The organism is Candidatus Pelagibacter sp., assembly GCF_965262185.1.
Lineage (GTDB): Bacteria > Pseudomonadota > Alphaproteobacteria > Pelagibacterales > Pelagibacteraceae > Pelagibacter.
In genome coordinates, this window is record NZ_OZ253498.1 from 1,486,983 (window position 1) to 1,504,920 (window position 17,938).

General features: G+C 32.9%; 20 protein-coding genes, 1 tRNA gene and 2 riboswitches. Of the genes, 10 read left to right on the forward strand and 11 right to left on the reverse strand.

What is annotated here, in order from left to right; all coding sequences use genetic code 11:
- Positions 1-3 precede the first annotated feature (3 nt).
- From ACQY31_RS08145 to ACQY31_RS08180, 8 genes are all read right to left on the reverse strand, one after another.
- Positions 4-204 carry a hypothetical protein gene (locus tag ACQY31_RS08145; RefSeq protein WP_428079977.1) on the reverse strand — a complete coding sequence of 67 codons (201 nt, stop codon included), beginning with the start codon at positions 202-204 and terminating at the stop codon, positions 4-6.
- Positions 194-397, reverse strand: coding sequence for a hypothetical protein (locus ACQY31_RS08150; RefSeq protein WP_428079978.1), 204 nt, complete (start codon positions 395-397; stop codon positions 194-196). The genes ACQY31_RS08145 and ACQY31_RS08150 overlap by 11 nt, the downstream gene beginning before the upstream one ends.
- Positions 398-670, reverse strand: coding sequence for a hypothetical protein (locus tag ACQY31_RS08155; RefSeq protein ID WP_428079979.1), 273 nt, complete (start codon positions 668-670; stop codon positions 398-400). It lies immediately after the preceding gene.
- Complete coding sequence (locus ACQY31_RS08160) at positions 663-1,352, reverse strand: hypothetical protein (protein ID WP_428079980.1); 690 nt, start codon at positions 1,350-1,352, stop codon at positions 663-665. Before ACQY31_RS08160 ends, ACQY31_RS08155 begins: the two co-directional genes overlap by 8 nt.
- Positions 1,353-1,354: 2 nt before the next feature.
- Positions 1,355-1,801 carry a hypothetical protein gene (locus tag ACQY31_RS08165; protein ID WP_428079981.1) on the reverse strand — a complete coding sequence of 149 codons (447 nt, stop codon included), beginning with the start codon at positions 1,799-1,801 and terminating at the stop codon, positions 1,355-1,357.
- A 67-nt stretch (positions 1,802-1,868) separates the two neighbouring features.
- On the reverse strand, positions 1,869-2,363 hold the full coding sequence (locus ACQY31_RS08170; protein WP_428079982.1) for a hypothetical protein: 495 nt from the start codon (positions 2,361-2,363) through the stop codon (positions 1,869-1,871).
- A 37-nt stretch (positions 2,364-2,400) separates the two neighbouring features.
- Positions 2,401-3,786, reverse strand: a complete 1,386-nt coding sequence (locus ACQY31_RS08175; protein ID WP_428079983.1) for a tyrosine-type recombinase/integrase — start codon at positions 3,784-3,786, stop codon at positions 2,401-2,403.
- Between the two features lie 215 nt (positions 3,787-4,001).
- A tRNA-Thr gene (locus ACQY31_RS08180) sits at positions 4,002-4,077 on the reverse strand.
- Positions 4,078-4,302: 225 nt separating this feature from the next.
- On the opposite strand from ACQY31_RS08180, the gene ACQY31_RS08185 reads away from it, so the two are divergent.
- The 7 genes from ACQY31_RS08185 (at position 4,303) to ACQY31_RS08215 (ending at position 10,213) form a co-directional block, all read left to right on the forward strand.
- Positions 4,303-5,751 (forward strand): hypothetical protein, encoded by a 1,449-nt coding sequence (locus ACQY31_RS08185; protein WP_428079984.1) that lies wholly within the window; start codon positions 4,303-4,305, stop codon positions 5,749-5,751.
- Between the two features lie 59 nt (positions 5,752-5,810).
- Positions 5,811-6,329 (forward strand): hypothetical protein, encoded by a 519-nt coding sequence (locus ACQY31_RS08190; RefSeq protein WP_428079985.1) that lies wholly within the window; start codon positions 5,811-5,813, stop codon positions 6,327-6,329.
- Positions 6,330-6,541: 212 nt separating this feature from the next.
- A complete protein-coding gene (locus tag ACQY31_RS08195; protein ID WP_428079986.1) occupies positions 6,542-6,793 on the forward strand; it encodes a hypothetical protein in 252 nt (83 codons plus the stop codon).
- A 3-nt stretch (positions 6,794-6,796) separates the two neighbouring features.
- On the forward strand, positions 6,797-8,710 hold the full coding sequence (locus tag ACQY31_RS08200) for an AAA family ATPase (RefSeq protein WP_428079987.1): 1,914 nt from the start codon (positions 6,797-6,799) through the stop codon (positions 8,708-8,710).
- A 259-nt stretch (positions 8,711-8,969) separates the two neighbouring features.
- The gene (locus ACQY31_RS08205; RefSeq protein ID WP_428079988.1) at positions 8,970-9,203 is read left to right on the forward strand and encodes a hypothetical protein; all 234 of its coding nucleotides are present in this window, start codon (positions 8,970-8,972) and stop codon (positions 9,201-9,203) included.
- Positions 9,193-9,444 carry a hypothetical protein gene (locus ACQY31_RS08210; RefSeq protein WP_428079989.1) on the forward strand — a complete coding sequence of 84 codons (252 nt, stop codon included), beginning with the start codon at positions 9,193-9,195 and terminating at the stop codon, positions 9,442-9,444. The genes ACQY31_RS08205 and ACQY31_RS08210 overlap by 11 nt, the downstream gene beginning before the upstream one ends.
- 229 nt (positions 9,445-9,673) lie before the next feature.
- Positions 9,674-10,213 (forward strand): hypothetical protein, encoded by a 540-nt coding sequence (locus tag ACQY31_RS08215; RefSeq protein WP_428079990.1) that lies wholly within the window; start codon positions 9,674-9,676, stop codon positions 10,211-10,213.
- A 108-nt stretch (positions 10,214-10,321) separates the two neighbouring features.
- Here the strand turns inward: ACQY31_RS08215 and ACQY31_RS08220 are convergent, their stop codons facing one another.
- Together ACQY31_RS08220 and metZ are read right to left on the reverse strand one after the other, a co-directional pair.
- Positions 10,322-11,362 (reverse strand): alkene reductase, encoded by a 1,041-nt coding sequence (locus ACQY31_RS08220; RefSeq protein ID WP_428081220.1) that lies wholly within the window; start codon positions 11,360-11,362, stop codon positions 10,322-10,324.
- Between the two features lie 344 nt (positions 11,363-11,706).
- Complete coding sequence (gene metZ / locus ACQY31_RS08225; RefSeq protein ID WP_428079991.1) at positions 11,707-12,879, reverse strand: O-succinylhomoserine sulfhydrylase; 1,173 nt, start codon at positions 12,877-12,879, stop codon at positions 11,707-11,709.
- 436 nt (positions 12,880-13,315) lie between these two features.
- A riboswitch (SAM riboswitch) is annotated at positions 13,316-13,380 on the forward strand.
- 75 nt (positions 13,381-13,455) lie between these two features.
- Between metZ and ACQY31_RS08230 the strand changes: the two genes are divergently transcribed.
- The 3 genes from ACQY31_RS08230 to ACQY31_RS08240 all read left to right on the forward strand — a co-directional run bounded on the left by ACQY31_RS08230 (position 13,456) and on the right by ACQY31_RS08240 (position 16,116).
- On the forward strand, positions 13,456-14,517 hold the full coding sequence (locus ACQY31_RS08230) for a homocysteine S-methyltransferase family protein (protein ID WP_428079992.1): 1,062 nt from the start codon (positions 13,456-13,458) through the stop codon (positions 14,515-14,517).
- A gap of 3 nt (positions 14,518-14,520) precedes the next feature.
- Positions 14,521-14,585: riboswitch (SAM riboswitch) on the forward strand.
- 5 nt (positions 14,586-14,590) lie between these two features.
- Positions 14,591-15,142, forward strand: a complete 552-nt coding sequence (locus ACQY31_RS08235; RefSeq protein WP_428079993.1) for an OsmC family protein — start codon at positions 14,591-14,593, stop codon at positions 15,140-15,142.
- A gap of 53 nt (positions 15,143-15,195) precedes the next feature.
- Positions 15,196-16,116 (forward strand): ATP-grasp domain-containing protein, encoded by a 921-nt coding sequence (locus ACQY31_RS08240; RefSeq protein ID WP_428079994.1) that lies wholly within the window; start codon positions 15,196-15,198, stop codon positions 16,114-16,116.
- Positions 16,117-16,352: 236 nt separating this feature from the next.
- Here the strand turns inward: ACQY31_RS08240 and ACQY31_RS08245 are convergent, their stop codons facing one another.
- Positions 16,353-17,891, reverse strand: coding sequence for a glutamate synthase-related protein (locus ACQY31_RS08245; RefSeq protein WP_428079995.1), 1,539 nt, complete (start codon positions 17,889-17,891; stop codon positions 16,353-16,355).
- Positions 17,892-17,938: the final 47 nt, after the last annotated feature.

Here is a 17,938-nt window from a genome sequence, read left to right on the forward strand (position 1 = left end):
TATTTATTTTTTATGTTTGTTTAGAAAATCATTGATGTCATCAATGCTGTATAGGATTACACCGCCTTTTTGTTTATGCTTCTTACGTCCAACAATCGAATAGGGCAGGCCGTATTTTCCCTGACGTTGTTTTGCAAGTGTTGATATTTTTATCGAGTAAATATCCTCAACATCTTTTGGTCGTAAATATTTTTTAAAGCTCATTCTCTAAAGTTTCCTCTATCTCTTTGATTATTTCTTCTGTTGGAAATTCCTCTATGGCCTTGGTTCCGGCCTCATTCCATTCGCTGCTTAACATTTTCATTTTGTGATTTTCAATAATTGCTTCAATTTCTTCCAAGACTTTGCTAATTTTTTCTAGTCTTTGTTTGTCATATACTCTGTCTAAATCTGCCATTTAATTATCCGTGCTTTCCCCTACGAAATCTTTGAAACTCTTTTCAAATTTTGCTTCATCTACTTTGTCATTGTAGAATTTTCTTCGATATGAATTGAGCTTATTGGTTAAGTCTTTGATTTCATAAGATTGGCTAACGATCTTTTCTTGTTTAGATCCTATTTCACTCCATAGATCGGATATGATGTAAGTTTGTTTTCCAAGTGCGTCGGTTAATCGATCAACACTAGATGTCATTTGTTCAAGCATATATTTGATTTCATATTTAGTCATAAACCTTGGACCCACCGACTAAATATCCAATACCGGAATTTTCATTTTTTATTTTTTCTTCTTGTGATTTTTTAAGTAGTTCATTGAACCTTTGTTCCATTGCAATATCTTCAGGGCTCTTGGTTAATGGTTCAGGAATCTGAATATTATCAAACTTCAATTCAGGTAAAGGCAATTCTAATTGTTTAGGTTTAGATTTTTTAAATGGTTTTTCTTTTGGAAAATGAACATCTTTGTATTTATCTATTTTACCTTTTAACTGCTGCATTTGTTTTGTTGTTGCTCTTTTAGGGACCAAGGGCTGCACCTTTCGATTTCTTTGTAAAATGTTTGCCGGATCTCTACCTAGTTTTTTTAATTCTTCATCTTCAAGTGCAATAGCTCTGTCAAAATCTGCACCTAAACTTTCACCTTGGTAATATTTTATTCTTCTTAATAAGTTTGGATCTTTATCTGCGTCGTATCCGGGTTGTTCTTCTAAAGGTAATGATTTTATAAAATCTTTTTTTGTTTGGATATTTCCATTATTTACTATGACCTGGGTATCGGACTTCGACTCATTTGCTAATCTCTGTGGCTCTGTGTTCGTTTTATTTTTTCTTTTATAAGCAAATTCACCACTATCTGTTAAATAATCATATAATTGTTTTTTATGCTGCGGGTTGTTTTCGTCGTATGACATAATTAATCGCCTACCAATACTCCGGACTTTCTTAACAAATCTTTTATTAAAGCTTTGTCACTATCACTTAATCCGGCAACAGTTTTATTGAAATCGCCTTGTGCTAAATCAATCTTTTTTATTTTTGGTTTTTCTCTTTGTTTTAAATAATCTGAAATTGAAATTACTTTTCCACCACCTTGTAATTCTAATTTAATTAATTCTTCTAACGGTGCTCTTTTAATGAAGTCACTAATAGTTTCGCCAGGCTTTCCAAATTCTTTAAATTTATCTTCAAGTTGTTTTATGATTTCTAATTCTAAATCAAATTTTATATCTGCCTCGTCCTTGGCAAGTTGGATTAATTTCTTTTTAGTTTCGCCATTAGCTTTGGGATCTGCTGATATGGACTTTTCAACATTTCCACCTCTGGAAAAGATTTCAAAATATGGATCTTTAATTTTTCTCATACATTGTAAATATGAGATTGAATTTATTAAGCAATATAGGGTGGACTAGAATAGGGACGACGATATGCTATGATCGGTTCTTCTTTGGTGTCATTGATGAGCTTATAATACTTTTTCCTTTGGTTTTATCTAAAGCTTCAACTGGATTATTTACAATAAAATATCCTTTGGTTTTTTTAAAATATCTTTTCCATTTCAAAACTTCTTTTGTTTTTGAGTACCATAAATCTAAAAGTTGTTTTGTGTATAGCTTTGTATATTCTGCGTCAGCTCTTACATATTTTTTTCCCTCATCACGACGCAATAAATTATAAAATTCTTCAAAGTCTTTTGTGATTACCCAGGATCTAATTATAGAAGTAATATTTTTATTTTTATTTTTTGGATCTAAAATTTTTTGTGTGATTGCTGCAATAACATTTAAGGTATAAGAGGACCTATTAATATTGTAATTGGATTGATGTCCTTTTTCATTTCCTTTTAGAAGTTTTAAATTTGCCTTTGGATCGCGGTTCGAGTTCCTTAAATACTCAATTACATCTGCCCATTTATCTTTGCCCATATAGAACCTTTATACATTAGTCAGGAATCAAGGACCACTAAATTACTTCAACAAGTTTTGGTTTTTCTTCATTAAAGAAATCAATTTTATTAATTCCCTCAACAACTGTTTCCCCAACAAGTTTTGCATATTTTAAAGCGATCTGTTCTGTTGTTCCAAGAGCTTCCGCAAGCGCTTTAATATCTCTGTTAGCTCTATAATGCATTGTCGCAAAAGTGTGTCGTGTTGCATAAACTTTCATATGTCTTTCAACACCACCTAACTTCAAAGCTTTGTCCCACGTTGAACCTGGATCTTTGATATAAACATTTTTACATTTACCGTTGGCAAGCATTCTTCCATAATCTCTTGACGGAAATATCTGTTTATTTCTAGGATCTTCTATTGAAAAATAAAATTTAGATTCAGGATTATTTAATCTTTCTGTTTGGATTAATTTCAAAATTTTTACTGCGTCTTTACCAATAGGAAAAATTAACTTTTGATTTTTCTTTGATGTCTTTGTTTCGAGTAGCTTTATTCTTGGTTCATCACCTTGGAAATATTGATTCCAAGTAAGTGATGAAGCTTCTTCAGTTCTTCGTCCGGTTGCTAATAAAAAGGCAAGCAATAAACACGAAACGGGGTTTAGTTTTCTTTTAATGTAATGGTCCATATTTAATTTTCCGGTCACTTGATTAACCTTAACTAAAACATTCATAACTTGTTTTAATTCTGTTGGGTCCAGGAAGTCTAAATATACCTTTTCATCATACATAAATTTCTTTTTCATAATGAAAGGATTGTCTTGTTCTTTTACAAAATCATTCCAAAATTTTCTTAAATAATTCTGTAATCTATTTGCAATAATCGGGGATCTTGAACCAACCAACTGAAAGAGCTGCTTAAACATTTTAGCAGTTATTGAGGAAAGCTTTTTGTATTGAATATCCTCAACCCTGGTTAATAAATTTAAGATATTCTTGTCGTAAGTATTTCTAAAAATCCATACTTTAAAGATCGCTTTAATGTTTTTAATTGTATTTAATCTGTGTTGATTAGCGGTGGTTAATTCTTCCTGATAATACTTTCTCAATGCTTCACCTAATTGCATTTTTAATATATCTGCTTTTTCCACGGATCTTGGATCTAGACCGTCTTCAATTTTTATAGATAATTTTTTTGCTTTTTTGTGAGCTTCAACAACTCCAACATCAGGATAATTGCCGAGCTTTTTTCTTTGTTGATGTTTAATGTTTTTGGATCTGTATTTTAATTTCCAAGTTTTAATTCCACTAGGATAAATCCACAATTCTAAACCTGGGTAGTCACCAGGAACATAAGAGGGGATATAATTTAAATAGTTTTTACTTTTTGGATCTTGGCTTATTTTTGGTTTTAAACTTCTGCAATATGCGTCAGTTAATTTTTTTGATTTATTCATAGTAATATTTCCTTTCTTGTATTTAGTTTTAGAAAAGAAAAATCTCAATCAAGTGAAACAAACGACGAACGGGATTGTCGGTAGATTTCATAAAGACCTCAAAAAGACCTCGGCAAGTTCTACTTTCTTCCTTTGTATGTTCTTCGTTCCGTTCTGTTCTGCGACCGGATTTTCTTTTCAATGATTGGAAATGATAATTAAATCAATGTTTGTAATGGTGCCCCCGCACGGATTCGAACCGCGGACCTATTGATTACAAATCAATTGCTCTACCAGCTGAGCTACAAGGGCATCCTATATTGTCCCAGATATTTATTGCAATTGGTCAAATAAATCAATGCTTAAAAAACATAAGTACTATGCTCGCTGCTGTAGCAGCTCGCACACTTGTGAAGCATTGTAGATCATTTGTGTCAATTCTGTCGGTTGCTCTGTCGGTTTCTGGATCGGTTTTCATTATGGATTTCATAAGCTCATTTAACTTCATTAAAACAATCAAATCATGGAGTGGAATTTATGAAAATAACAAAGTCAATAAGGTTTACAAAAGCCAAACTGGATGCATTAAAGCATACAGATAAGATACAGAAATATTTTGATCTTACTTGTGAAGGTCTATGTATATTCGTTCAACCTCAACCATCACTTACTAAATCTTTTTATGCTCACTTTGGTGTCAAGAGTATTAGCGAAGATGGTAAAGCTGAAAGTTCAGGAAGATATAAATATATCTGCCGTTACGGCCAGAAGCCAATAGATGTTGTTAAGAGGTTAGTTAATATAAAATTACCTGAGTGGAAGAAAACTATCAATACTCGTAGTAGCATTATTACAGTTGAAACACTTGTCAGAGATTATCTAGAAAATGGAGCTGGTGGTTACAGAATAAAATCTAAAGGAACTAAGCTCAGATATAAGGATAAAACCACACATCACTATCAACAATTACTTAAAACATATGTATTAACTGAAACAGATAAGCAGGTGCTAAAGGATAGATTAACTAACTCCTACAAAATATCAGAGAACAATTACTGGAAAAAGGTCCTACATAAAACAGAGCTAAAGGATGTTTCTAAGAGAGATATTGAGATATGGCATAACAGGCTTGAAGATACTCCTACAACTGCAAACAGAGCATTAGCTGCGTTGTCAATTGTGTTTGAGTGGGATAGTAAAAAATTAAACCCAATGTTTAAGGCAGGTAATCCATGTTTAAGAATTTCTAAATATGAAGAAACAAAAGACAAAAAATACCTAGATGATGAAAAGCTATTATTCAGAATAGTAAAATACACTGAAGAGGAACAATGGAGAGAGCCACATTTTTTGACCTTTTACAGATTACTTATGGAGGAAGGCGAAAGAATAGAAGATCATCATAAGCTGCTATGGAATAAACCAAACACTAAAGCAGAAGAGAATAAATGCAGTGGCTGGTTTAACTTCAGAACTAAAACTTTATATCTAACAGATACAAAGAATAGGAAGGATGCTGAAGTAGAACTAACAGAAGAAATGATTATTATTTTGCAGAAGTTGCAGAATTTAATTGCTAGTGAGAATACAAATGCATCATGGGCCGTTGGTAGTAAGTGGGTATTCCCAAGATCTTCAGATCCAATGCAGCCGATTAATAACTCAAGTTACAGATGTAAGCTAAGAGATTTTAATTATAAGTTTGGTTTAGCAACAAGAGAGAAGATTAGAGGTAAAGGTAAGAGGATTGTTTATAAGTATAAAAACATCCTAACTTTAAAACACCTACGTAAAACATTCGTAACAGTTTATGGCCAGAGAATGGGACTTGAAGATGCATCAATAAGAATGAGGCATAGCAGTATGAAAGTTACTCAGGACCATTATTACAATCATAAACAAGAAGATCTAAAAACTAAGCATAGTATTTATAAGCCTGCTCCAAATATTGTTAGCTTTAAAAAGGCAGGTAACGATGAAGAATAATAATGAGGTTGAATGGATATTAATAGAAGATAAACTAAAAAAGGAGTGGAACAAACGCAATGCCTGTAAAAAAGAAAAAAAAGAAGATAAAAAAATCATCTGTTTCAAAGCAGCCAAGAAGAGGCTTACAAAATCTTAACGTTGGTTTTGTAAAGAACCCGTATTCAGAGGCAGCTAAAGTTAAGAGTTGGAAGGAACTAGAGAAGTTTATTTCAATACATACTCCAGCTTTAGGACCTGCTGGAGTTGCATATGCAGCAACTAAATTTTCAATGGATAATTATAATGAACTAAAGATTTGTTATGAGTGTGAAGATGCAGTGCGAGATTTAATTGAAGCATGTAATATTAAAGGTGGTGCAGTAAAAATATGGAAGGACCATGATATCCAAACTCAAAAACCATATTTAAGAACTGGACCGTTAGCAGAATTTATTTCTGAAACTCAATATGCTTGTCCACGAATACCTAAAACTTTCCAAGAGCATATGACTAAGTTTAAAGAATTTATAGGTGTAAAAAGATCTAAGAAACAATCAAAGTTACCTATGTATAAGGATAAAGAATTTAAGATCTAATTCCATTTAGGATTTAAAACCATCATTTAAATACGATACCTAGAAGATGTTTAGATTCCACTCTGAACAATTGCTGGCTTGTGGCGCCTCAGCTGCAGGGCTGATAATCATGCATGAGCCAGCTCTAATCCTATTTCACTAGGGATTTCACTTAATTACACAATCAAAATACTTTAGCCCCAATGTCTAAACCCAACAAGAGAGGTCCATATATGAAAACTAAAATAAGAAGTAATCAGATATCTGATCAAGAGCTACAGGAATTTATGAATAAGAACTGTAAACTCTTATCATCAAAGCAATTAGCTGAGCTGCTGCATGTAACTGAAGGTGCAATAAGAAAGCAGAGATCTAAAGCTAGATCTTTATTTCCATATGCAAAATTAGGAGGGAGAATATTTTATCCTGCTGATTTAATCGTAGAAACTTTACATAAAAACTTAACACAAAGTCAGGCGAGGTAATTGATGGAGGCGCACACTGGATATCTGGATGATGAAAAGTTTATATCAGAGTTAGCAGCTAATAACAATTTAGATCTAGCAGTAACAGTGCCTGATTTTAATGAAGAAAAGCAGGACTATAAGAAGGTAGTAAACTGGAAATCAAAGGAAAAATATAAAGGTCAAAAGATTAACGGACATCAAATAATAATAAGAAATTCAAAGGAATACCCAGAATTAGATTTTGATTTTATGAAATATATGTCTGTAAAACAGGCGCAACAAATCATTAATATTATTCCTGAAACATTAACATTCGGAAGAGCAGCTGCTGGTCATGCACTTTACAAAGTAACCAATACACCAGAAAATGCGATAACAATTAGGGTACATTTTAAAGATCACTGTATAAACGAATTAAGAACAGACGGAAGTTATTCAATCTTTTATGGTCCACTTGACAAAGAAGCTAGAGCTGAAGTTGCTAATAGACCTATTGCAGAAATAACTTATCAAAAATTAAAAAAATTATTCAGATATCAAAACATCTTAGCTGCATTGACAATGCTTACAGGAACTAAAAATACTGGTGAAATAAATAGTCTATTGCTTGCAGTAGGTGGGGAATTTTACAATCAAGAAATACCAGAAGAAACAACTGTAAAAATAATAAATAAATGGCATAGCATCATAGACAGAGAAGATAGAATAAAAGAATCTGAAGCATGCATCAGAGGCATATATAAGTCTAAAAAAGCATCTAATATATTTTCTAAAACTCACTTTGTACCAATAGATGATAAATCAAAGCATCAATTCAGACAGATAGTAAAAGATTTAATTGAAAAAAAAGAAGAAACTAAAACTACAAATACATTAATAAGCCACTGCTTAAATGACTATATGAAGTTAGATATCAGACCACCAATATTTATTGTTGAAAAACTATTTAAAGAGAACAGCATCAACTTTGTTTCTGGTCCTAAAGGTAATGGTAAAACAGAGTATATTCTAGGATTAACGCACAGCTTATGTAGAGGTAAACCATTCCTAGATTATAACTGTCCAGATCCGATGCCAGTTGTTTACATAGATGGGGAAATGGATCCTTACGATCTAATTGAAAGAGCTGAAAAATATATTGAAAGAATGGGGCCAACACAGAATAATTATTTTACAATCGTAAATTTTGCGCAGCAGTTAAATGAAACAATACCAGACATAAAACTAGAGCTGGGGCAGCAATTGATTACAGAGGTGTTGCAGAAGGTGCATAAATTAACAGGTAAAAAGCCTATGTTAGTATTGGATAATCTAAGGTCATTATCTAACTATAAAGAAAACGATAGTGATGAATATAGATTGATAAATTCGTGGCTTCTAAGGTTAAGAGGCCAGTGTTACACCACGATTGTAATAGATCACCACGGTAAGGCTGGAGTAGGACCTAGAGGAACATCATCAAAAACAGACAATGCCAATGTATCTATTTTGATTAATGCAGTTAAAGAAAAAGGCTGCCCTGATATGGTGATGAAAATTGAGTTTGATAAGGCTAGAGGATTAAGACCAGATGAAACAGAAGAGTACGAAGCAGTGTATGGTTTTAATGGGTATTGGACCAAGCAAAAAGCTAGAACAGCAGACAGAAAAGTTGATCATGCAGCAGCGCTAGAAGCAATTTATCAGATAAAATTAGTTGAGAATAAGGAGCATAGAGTTAAGTGCAATCCACTCAGAGATAAATTAGAAAAAGAAGAAATAACAAAGGCTGAATATTATAAAGCAGAAAAAGCACTGCGTAATTTTAAGACACAGGAAGAGTTAGGAAAATTACTAGGTATATCTTCAGGAACAATTAATAAAATTATGAAAGAATATCCTGATTATTTCCTGAAACAGCAATCTAAGAAAACAGACAGAGATCATAACTATTAACCGTTCAATAATTCAAGCTAAGTACTTTTGAATGAATGAGTACAATTTCGCATATTCATTCATTCATTTAATGTAAGGATCTGAATATTTTTAGCCAAACTTAACCTGAATTAATCTTACTTAACCGTAACAAGTTATGATTTTAAAAAAATAACCTCTCCAAGAGCCTGTGTTCCTATGCTTATTGGTAAACAACATTCTACAAATCCTGCTGAATTTAGGATTTATCAAGGGTTGCGAAGTTAATTAAAAGTTAACTATGGATAAAAGATATTTAATAACAGAAATCAGAGAGACCAGAGATAATGAATTTATATTTGGATGCAGTGAAAGAATTGTTGCCAGCTCCGAGATCCAACGGCTTTTATCTTACATGCGTAATCAGGGTTTCGTCATACAGAAAATAGATGTCAGAAGCTTGCCCACTGATCATCATGGTAATTCAATGGTGGGCTATAAAATAATAAATGAAAGGAATAAAGATGAAGAATAAATATTTAGAGCAACTGCATAATCTACAATACCATAAAGATGCTACCGCTGAAGAGTTAAGAGTAGCGATAGAGGTAATGTTTAGAAAAGATTACTTTGAAGATATTGCTGGTAATGCAAAGAACAAGGATGAACATATTGATGAATGTCTGCTGCAGGATGACCTAGAAGATAGAGAGCGATATCTATTTAAAATTTCTAGAAAAGAAGTTAATAAAGATTTTAACATACCACCTTATTAACCAGTGAAACATAAGATAGAAATATCCAGTAGGTGTAACGATCTTCTCTTATCGTTAAGAGATAGTTATTTTCCAGTAGATGAGAATAATAAAGATGATCAATTAACGTTAGGAGAGTTTGTTTACACCTTATGCTGCTCACTTATTTACAATAAACCGAAGAAGAAAAAATGAACAAATTCGAACTGAAATATATGTACGAACAAGAGGCACCAAAGGTAGATAACTAATGGATGATTGGAAGAATCAATTAAAGGACCTGTATAAATCTTATTCTACTAAACAGAAAAACACTAAAGGAACACCTCACAAATTTGATAATCATTCAAACTTTAGAGGGAAGCTGGGAGTAAATGATACCGGAATTCCATTAACACCTAGAGCTGCCAAAAGAAAACAATCCAATAGAGCTGGGTATCGTTACCCACAACATCTACAAAATATTAATGAAAGAAGAAGAAGAGATGCGATGGCTAAACATGGCATCACAAATATTGAAGATCCATATAATAAAATGTTTAAAGATCCAGCGCAGCCTGCAGAAAGATCAAACCATAGTGCATCATGGCGACCACCTATGGATGATGGGCCGAAGAAACAAAGAGCTAATATTTATTATGATGATTGGTCTGCACCATCTGAGCCTGAGCAAGTAACTTATATACTTCCACCTAAACCAAGAAAACAACCTGCCTATAAAGCTACTGGTAAATTTCCTAAAATAGATGAAGCAATTGCTGCAGCTAAAAAACATAGGGATGAACAGTAATTCCTTCACCTAGACACCTGATTTGAATATTGGTAGGGTCTTGGCTCATGAAAAAGATTTTAGGGATCGTGGTTCTGAGTTTAAATGATTGGAGAAATTTAAAAATATCTAAGATAGAAAAGGGTAGTCAGTATAACCTTTTTCATCACCACCATAGAAAGTAGCTCTATCGTATTTATTGAGCTCTGCCTTTTTAGCAATTCTTTCTGGAAGATCAGGGTTTGCAATAAACCATCTACCAAACATAATGGCGTCTGCTTTATTATCATTTAAAGCAACCTCAGCAGTTTCAGGTTTATAGCCTCCTGATGAAATAAACATTCCATTAAATTTAGCTCTGAATAAATCAGAAGTACAAACTGCTTTATCATTTACATTATCATCACCACCAGCAGTAGTTGCTCTTGGTTCAATCATGTTAATATAGACGATGCCTCTTTTATTAAATTCTTCAATTACTTGACCAAATAAATTCATAGGATCACTGTCGCTTACACCATTAAAAGTTCCATAAGGGGATAGACGAACACCTACTTGATCTTTACCCCAAACACCAATCACTGCGTCCAACACTTCGAGAGGAAACTTCATTCTATTAGCAACACTTCCACCATATTCATCTGTTCTTTGATTACTGCCATCTTGTAAAAATTGGTCTAATAAATATCCATTAGCCATATGAATCTCAACACCGTCAAAGTTTGCTTCTTTAGCATTTAGAGCAGCTTGCTTGAAATCATTAACAATGTCTTTTACCTCTGAAATCTCCAATGCTCTTGGAGTTAAAATTTCAGTAGGCTGCCAATCAGCAGTATAGGTTTCACTATTTTTTGCAGGTATTGCAGAAGGGGCAACGGGTAATTTTCCATCTACTTGATATGAAGTATGAGAAATTCTTCCTACATGCCAAAGTTGTAAGAAAATTTTTCCACCTTTATTATGAACTACTTTAGTAACATTTTGCCATCCAGCAATTTGTTCTTTACTATGAATACCAGGTGTTGCAGGGTAACCCTGACCTTGTTGTGAAATTTGAGTTGCTTCTGATAAAATTAAACCAGCTGTTGCCCGTTGTGCGTAATACGTTGCGTTTAATTCTTGTGGAATATTTCCAGGTTGTCCAGCTCGCATTCTAGTTAACGGAGCCATAATAATTCTATTTTTTAATGTTAAGTTACCAAGTTTTAGTTCAGATAAAAGTTTCAAAGTTTATTCTTTTTAGTTAATGGTTTAGGCGTTATGTATCACATTCTCTTGTTTATTGTTGAATTAATTTAGCTTATATTTTTCTAATTAAGATAAAGGCTTTTAAACCTCTGTAGAAGAAAGAAAAGCTGTGGAATTAATAAAGGTCTAATTGCTGATTTAGAACAAGCATAAAAGTGATAATATAAAGTTAATAATTAAAAACTGAAAAAGAACTATAAATTTTTTTTATACGGGAAAAAGCATTTGTGGGCTTAAACCCTATTGGCCTAGGTCTATCTGTGTAGTTATTGAATTGAACTATCTAAATCTTGAATTAAATCCTCAGGATCTTCTAGTCCAATAGATAAACGTATTAAGTTATCTGAAATATTTTGTTCTAGCTTTTCTTTAGGTTCTAAAATTCTATGTGTTGTGGTTGAAGGGTGAATAGTCAAAGATTTTGTATCCCCTAGGTTATTTGAAATTTCAAAAATCTTTAATTTATTCATCAAATTATAGGCTTCCGTTTTACCACCTTTTATTTTAAATGAAATTACCGTCCCACCTTTTGTTTGTTGTTGTTTAGCTAAATCATATTGTTCAAAGCTTTTTAAGTAAGGGTAAAAAACTTTTTCAATCTGTTGATGATTTTCTAAAAATTGAGCTATCAAAAATGCATTATCAGATTGTGCATTTACTCTTAAATTAATAGTTTCTAAACCCTTTAAAAGAACCCAAGCATTAAAAGGGCTTATTGATGAACCGGTATTTCTTAAAAAAAATTTAAGCTTGTCTTCTTTAAATTTTTTGGACGATAAAATTGCACCACCCATCACTCTTCCTTGGCCATCTATATGTTTTGTTCCTGAGTAAATAACCACATCAGCTCCTAATTTTGAAGGTTTTTGCAATGATGGTGATGCAAACACATTATCTACAACTGTTGTAATATTATTTTGTTTTGCAATTTTACTTACTTCTTTAATATCTATTATTTCTAAGCAGGGATTAGAAGGTGTTTCATAAAAAAATACTTTAGTGCTTTTTCTTATTGCATTTTTCCATTCAGCATTATTTTTTCCATCAACAAAAGTTACTTCAATTCCGTAATTAGTAATTATTTTTTTTAATATTTGTCTACAAGATCCAAATAAAGATCTAGCAGAGACAACGTGATCACCAGATTTTAATTGACACATCATAGCTCCATAAACGGCTGCCATACCAGTTGCTGTTGCAAAGCATTCCTCTGCACCATCTATTATTGCCAATCTTTTCTCAAAAGTTGTAATTGTTGGATTGCTATATCTTGTATATTGGTAACCCTCTATTTCCTCATTAAACATAGCTTCCGCATCTTCTGCTTTATTGTAAACAAATCCAGATGTGAGAAATATTGGTTCAGAAGTTTCCTGAAATTTAGATCTAGTTAATCCGCCTCTTATAATTTTAGTTTGTTCTTTTATATATTCAGTCATAACACCTCATTTTTTACGGTAAGCAAAAAAAAACCATCCGCTAACATAATGATATCTATTGAGATGATAACACTTTAGCAGTTTATTTTGAGCGTCCGCAATTTGAATTAAATCAACGCTTAGATTTAATTAAGCATTTAACTGAGTGAGTGTCCATTACTTATTTGAATAGTATTATGCTTTATTTAAAAATAAATATTGTGAAGATACAATAGAGCTATGTTATCTGATGCCCCAGGAAGTGCTTATCCAAGCTTTAATTAACAGTATTAATTACTGTATCTTTTATTTATTATTTCATTTGACAGTTAGAGACAAAAGTGATCATATCTACATGCGCTGAGTTATGTTTACTTGCAGAGCGCTTTATAAATTCCTGCTAAAGCGACGTTTCAACCACCGCTTTAGCCGGTGGTTTTTTTTGGAAATTCTTCAAATCTAAACCGGGTACTTGAACCATATTGTGCACCTAGCATTTGCTAAAGCACTAAAAAGGAGAAAAGAGATTGTTTAAATTTACAACCCTCTTGTTTAACGTTTTTCAGTTTCTTTTCTTCAATAATTTGGAGAAAAAAAATGAGTACAAATAGATTAAAAGAAAGACTGGATAAAGGACCCATTGTATGTGCAGAAGGTTTTTTATTTGAAATTGAAAGACGGGGATACATGGCGTCAGGGGAATTTGTGCCAATGGTTTCATTAGACCATCCTGAGGTCTTAGAGAATTTGCATAGAGAATTTCAACATGCAGGTTCAGATATTGTTGAAGCTTTTACTTATAATGGGCATAGAGAAAAAATGCGCGTGATCGGTAAAGAAGAACTTTTGGAACCTCTAAACCGTTCAGCATTAAAAATTGCTAAAAAAGTAGCTTTAGATACACCTAAAGGATCTCAACCAAATTTGATGGCAGGTAATATTTCTAATTCAAATATTTGGAAGCATAACGATTCTGAATCTCAAAAAGAAGTTGAAGGAATGTTTACGGAGATGGTTGGTTGGGCTGTTGAGGAAGGGGCCGACATGTTAATTGGTGAAACTTTTTACTATGCTGAAGAGGCTTACAAAGCTTTAGAGGTAATGAAAAAAACAGGTTTACCAACTGTATTAACAATTTCTCCAATGGGTGAAAATAAAATGAGAGATGGAAAATCTGTTGTTGATACTTGTAAAGAGCTTGAACAACGTGGAGCCGATGTTGTTGGTTTAAATTGTTTTAGAGGGCCAGCTACAATGTTTCCCTTTTTAAAAGAAATTAGAGAAGCAGTTAAATGTCATGTCGGAGCCTTGCCTATTCCTTACAGAACCAGTGAAGACTTTCCAACATTTTTTAATCTTCCAGATAGAAGTAATTGTGCTTGTCCGTCGCCACATGGAAGAACGTTTCCAACGGCATTAGATCCACACTTCTGCAATAGATATGAAATAGGTAAATTTGCAAAAGATGCTTATGCATTGGGAGTGAATTATTTAGGAGTTTGTTGTGGAGCAAATCCAATGTTGATTAGGGAAGTTGCTGAGTCGATTGGATTAAAAGTTCCAGCAAGTAAATACAGAGAGAACATGGAAAATCATTTTATGTATGGAAAAAATAAAAGAATTCCAAAACATATGACTGAATACGGAGACAAAGCGTAAATAAATTAAGAAGGGCATTTAACTAAATTGTGCGCCTGACATATGTCGAAGCACTAAAAAAGGAGATAAGAAAATGAGTAATAATCTAAAAGAAACAATAAGTAATCTACAGAAGGATTTTACAGCTAATCCAAAAAATGCTGTGGTCCAATATGAAAGCAGCTCAATCCTTAAAGAGGGACTTCAATCTATGGTCACTCTTAGAGAGCATAAATTAATAGTGGATGAACCCAAAAGCTTTGGTGGCAAAGATGAAGGACCCAGTCCAGTAGAGTTGATTTTAGCAGCTTTAGCAACATGTCAGGAAATAACGTATAAAGCATTTGCTACAGCAGCTGGTATTAATATTGAGAGTGTTAGTGTTAATTTAAAAGGTGAACTAGATCTTCAGGGTTTTTTAGCTTTAAATAAAAACACTAGACCTGGCTTTCAATCTATCTCAGGCACTGTTGATATTAAATCATCATCATCAAAAGCTGAAATAGATAAATTGATTGATACTGTAAATACACATTGTCCGGTATTAGATATTTTATCAAAAGGAGTTCCTATAAAATTGTTCCAAAAGGTTTCTTCAAGCTCTAATAATGCAGTGCAAACCAAACAAAGAGTAAGTGCTGCTTAAGAAATCTAATTTAAGCCCTATGAAAAATAGGGCTTAAGTCTTTTAAATTGATTATGAAGGTTTATATAATTCACGAAAATGATGAATGGACTTTATCTCTTAAGTTAGAGCTTAAAAAATTAGAGGTAAATTTTGAAGATTGGCATGTTGAAAAAGCTAATATAGATTTAGGAAAAAATCCGCCAGAAGGAATTTTTTATAACAGGATGAGCGCAAGCTCTCACGCAAGAGGACATCGGTATGCCCCTGAATTCACAGCAACTATTTTAAATTGGTTAAAACATCACAAAAGAAGAATAATTAATAATGGAAATGCTTTAGCTTTGGAAATTAGTAAATCCTTGCAATATTTAAAGCTTAATGAATCTGGAATTAAAACCCCAAAATCAATTTACTGTAATAGTAAAGAACATATAGTAAAAGCTGCTGATCATTTCTCAAAACCATTTATTACAAAACATAATAGAGCGGGCAGAGGCCTTGGAGTTAAGCTGTTTCAAAACAAAGATGAATTAAAAAAATATGTAAATGGATCAAATTTTGAACATTCAATAGACGGAATAACAATTCTACAAGATTATATTGAAGCAAATCCTAAGGTTATTCATCGAGTAGAATTTATAAATTCTAAATTTTTCTATACAGTTCAAGTTGATGCGTCTGAATCTTTTGAATTATGCCCCGCTGATGCTTGTAATGTTGAGGAACAATTTTGTCCTACAAATCCAGATGGCAATAAATTTATGATTTTAAAAGATTACAAAAACTCAGAAATTGTAACTTATGAGAAGTTTTTAGAACAAAACGATATAGAAATTGCGGGCATTGAATATATAACGGACACTAGCGGTATTCATTACAGTTACGATGTTAATACTAATACGAATTATAATTCTGTTGCTGAAAAAAAAGCAGGAATGTTTGGTATGAAACAAATAGCTCTCTTTTTAAAAGAAGAGTTGAAAAAAATTTAGTTTTATTTCGTATAAATATTACTGAGTTAATTCCCTCATCCCCGTGCTATGAACTATGCTACCCCCACAATGCAACAGGCAACAGTAATCAGGCAACGGGAATTAAAGATAATCAACCCTCATTCCTCCACCTAGACACTAGATTTGGGATTTGGTAGGGTCAGGGTTCATGAAAAAGATTTTAGGGATTTTGGTTCTATGAATTTTTTTATTTCTATATTACTCATTCCTATCCTCTATTTATTCTTTTGCTTATTATTTATAACTCCACCAAATGACACACCAGATAGCTCGCTCATTTCCTTTTTCCACGTTGTTAAGTCATTTATAGAAAGTTTATTAAGATGATCATGTCCGCATGCTCTTGCCAATATCTTCATAAGATCTACAGATGCATTAAAAAATCTAGTTAATCTTGCAGAAGATTCGTCAATATTTAATTTTTTTCTAAGTTCTGGTTTTTGAGTGGCAATACCAGCGGGGCAATTATTTGTATTACACATTCTAGCACCAACACATCCTATTGCTTGCATAGCTGAGTTGGAGATTGCAATACCGTCTGCTCCAAGAGCAAGTGCTTTTACAAAATCTGCAGAAGTTCTTAATCCACCCGTTACAATTAATGATACATGGTCATAACCTTTTTTATCTAAATAGATTCTAGCTCTTGCTAAGGCTGGAATTGTAGGAACAGAAATATTATCTCTAAATATTAAAGGAGCAGCCCCGGTTCCACCGCCACGCCCATCAAGAATAATATAGTCAGCACTAGCACTTACTGCAAATTCAATGTCATCTTCTATATGTTGAGCAGATAATTTAAATCCTATTGGAATACCACCAGTTAACTCTCTAACTCTGTTTGAGAATTTTAAAAAATCATCAACTGTTGTCAGGTCTTTGAAAGTAGAAGGGGAGATAGCATCTTCACCTTCTGGAATTTGTCTTACCTCAGATATTTTACCTTTAACTTTGTTCCCTGGTAAATGTCCACCTGTTCCAGTTTTTGCAGCTTGACCACCTTTAAAATGAAAAGCTTGAATATTTTTTAACTTATCTTCTGAATAGCCAAATTTAGCAGAAGCAAGTTCATAAAAATACTTTGAATTGTTTTTTTGCTCTTCTAAAAGCATTCCACCTTCTCCCGAACAAATTCCTGTACCAGCTCCCTCAGCACCTTTTGCTAGAGCAATTTTTGCCTCCTCTGATAGTGCACCAAAACTCATGTCAGATACAAAAATTGGAATCTTTAACGTTAGAGGTTTTTTTGAGTTTTTACCTATAATTATATCTGTCCCAACTTTATCGTTATCTAGAAGAGGTTTTTTTGCTAGTTGGGCTGTAAGTATTTGAATATCTTCCCACTTTGGTAAGTCTTTCGAGGGAACACCCATTGCCCCCATTTCTCCATGATGACCAAGTTTTGTTAAGCCATTTTTTGCAAGCTCATGGATGTATGCAAGATGTGGCTCTTCTTCTGTACTCGTTATTTCATTAGTGCTTGAAACTTCTTCTGATTTATTAATTTGATCAGAGGTAAAATTTTTATGCGTACCATCACAATAAGGTTTGGTGCTACTATGTTTACACATACAAAGATAAGCATCACCAGTTTCTTCAGCTTTAAAACTTATAGGCTCAAATGAAGTACCAGCATGAGACCAATCACAAAATGGTTGGTTTTTAGATTTTCCACAAGTACAAAACATATACTCTTCATTTTGTACTAGTTCTACTTTTTTAGGTTTGTTATCTGCTATAGTTGGCTTGTCCATTAATACCCTTACTCTAATAAATTAAATCTTAAAATAATATGTAATTT

Coding starts and splice junctions, on each gene's coding strand:
- ACQY31_RS08155 (WP_428079979.1), bottom strand. CDS start 670: ATGACTAAATATGAAATCAAATATATGCTTGAACAAATGACATCTAGT.
- ACQY31_RS08165 (WP_428079981.1), bottom strand. CDS start 1,801: ATGAGAAAAATTAAAGATCCATATTTTGAAATCTTTTCCAGAGGTGGA.
- ACQY31_RS08205 (WP_428079988.1), top strand. CDS start 8,970: ATGGATAAAAGATATTTAATAACAGAAATCAGAGAGACCAGAGATAAT.
- ACQY31_RS08240 (WP_428079994.1), top strand. CDS start 15,196: ATGAAGGTTTATATAATTCACGAAAATGATGAATGGACTTTATCTCTT.
- ACQY31_RS08195 (WP_428079986.1), top strand. CDS start 6,542: ATGAAAACTAAAATAAGAAGTAATCAGATATCTGATCAAGAGCTACAG.
- ACQY31_RS08170 (WP_428079982.1), bottom strand. CDS start 2,363: ATGGGCAAAGATAAATGGGCAGATGTAATTGAGTATTTAAGGAACTCG.
- metZ (WP_428079991.1), bottom strand. CDS start 12,879: ATGACTGAATATATAAAAGAACAAACTAAAATTATAAGAGGCGGATTA.
- ACQY31_RS08200 (WP_428079987.1), top strand. CDS start 6,797: ATGGAGGCGCACACTGGATATCTGGATGATGAAAAGTTTATATCAGAG.
- ACQY31_RS08230 (WP_428079992.1), top strand. CDS start 13,456: ATGAGTACAAATAGATTAAAAGAAAGACTGGATAAAGGACCCATTGTA.
- ACQY31_RS08215 (WP_428079990.1), top strand. CDS start 9,674: ATGGATGATTGGAAGAATCAATTAAAGGACCTGTATAAATCTTATTCT.
- ACQY31_RS08185 (WP_428079984.1), top strand. CDS start 4,303: ATGAAAATAACAAAGTCAATAAGGTTTACAAAAGCCAAACTGGATGCA.
- ACQY31_RS08160 (WP_428079980.1), bottom strand. CDS start 1,352: ATGTCATACGACGAAAACAACCCGCAGCATAAAAAACAATTATATGAT.
- ACQY31_RS08175 (WP_428079983.1), bottom strand. CDS start 3,786: ATGAATAAATCAAAAAAATTAACTGACGCATATTGCAGAAGTTTAAAA.
- ACQY31_RS08190 (WP_428079985.1), top strand. CDS start 5,811: ATGCCTGTAAAAAAGAAAAAAAAGAAGATAAAAAAATCATCTGTTTCA.
- ACQY31_RS08145 (WP_428079977.1), bottom strand. CDS start 204: ATGAGCTTTAAAAAATATTTACGACCAAAAGATGTTGAGGATATTTAC.
- ACQY31_RS08150 (WP_428079978.1), bottom strand. CDS start 397: ATGGCAGATTTAGACAGAGTATATGACAAACAAAGACTAGAAAAAATT.
- ACQY31_RS08220 (WP_428081220.1), bottom strand. CDS start 11,362: ATGGCTCCGTTAACTAGAATGCGAGCTGGACAACCTGGAAATATTCCA.
- ACQY31_RS08235 (WP_428079993.1), top strand. CDS start 14,591: ATGAGTAATAATCTAAAAGAAACAATAAGTAATCTACAGAAGGATTTT.
- ACQY31_RS08245 (WP_428079995.1), bottom strand. CDS start 17,891: ATGGACAAGCCAACTATAGCAGATAACAAACCTAAAAAAGTAGAACTA.
- ACQY31_RS08210 (WP_428079989.1), top strand. CDS start 9,193: ATGAAGAATAAATATTTAGAGCAACTGCATAATCTACAATACCATAAA.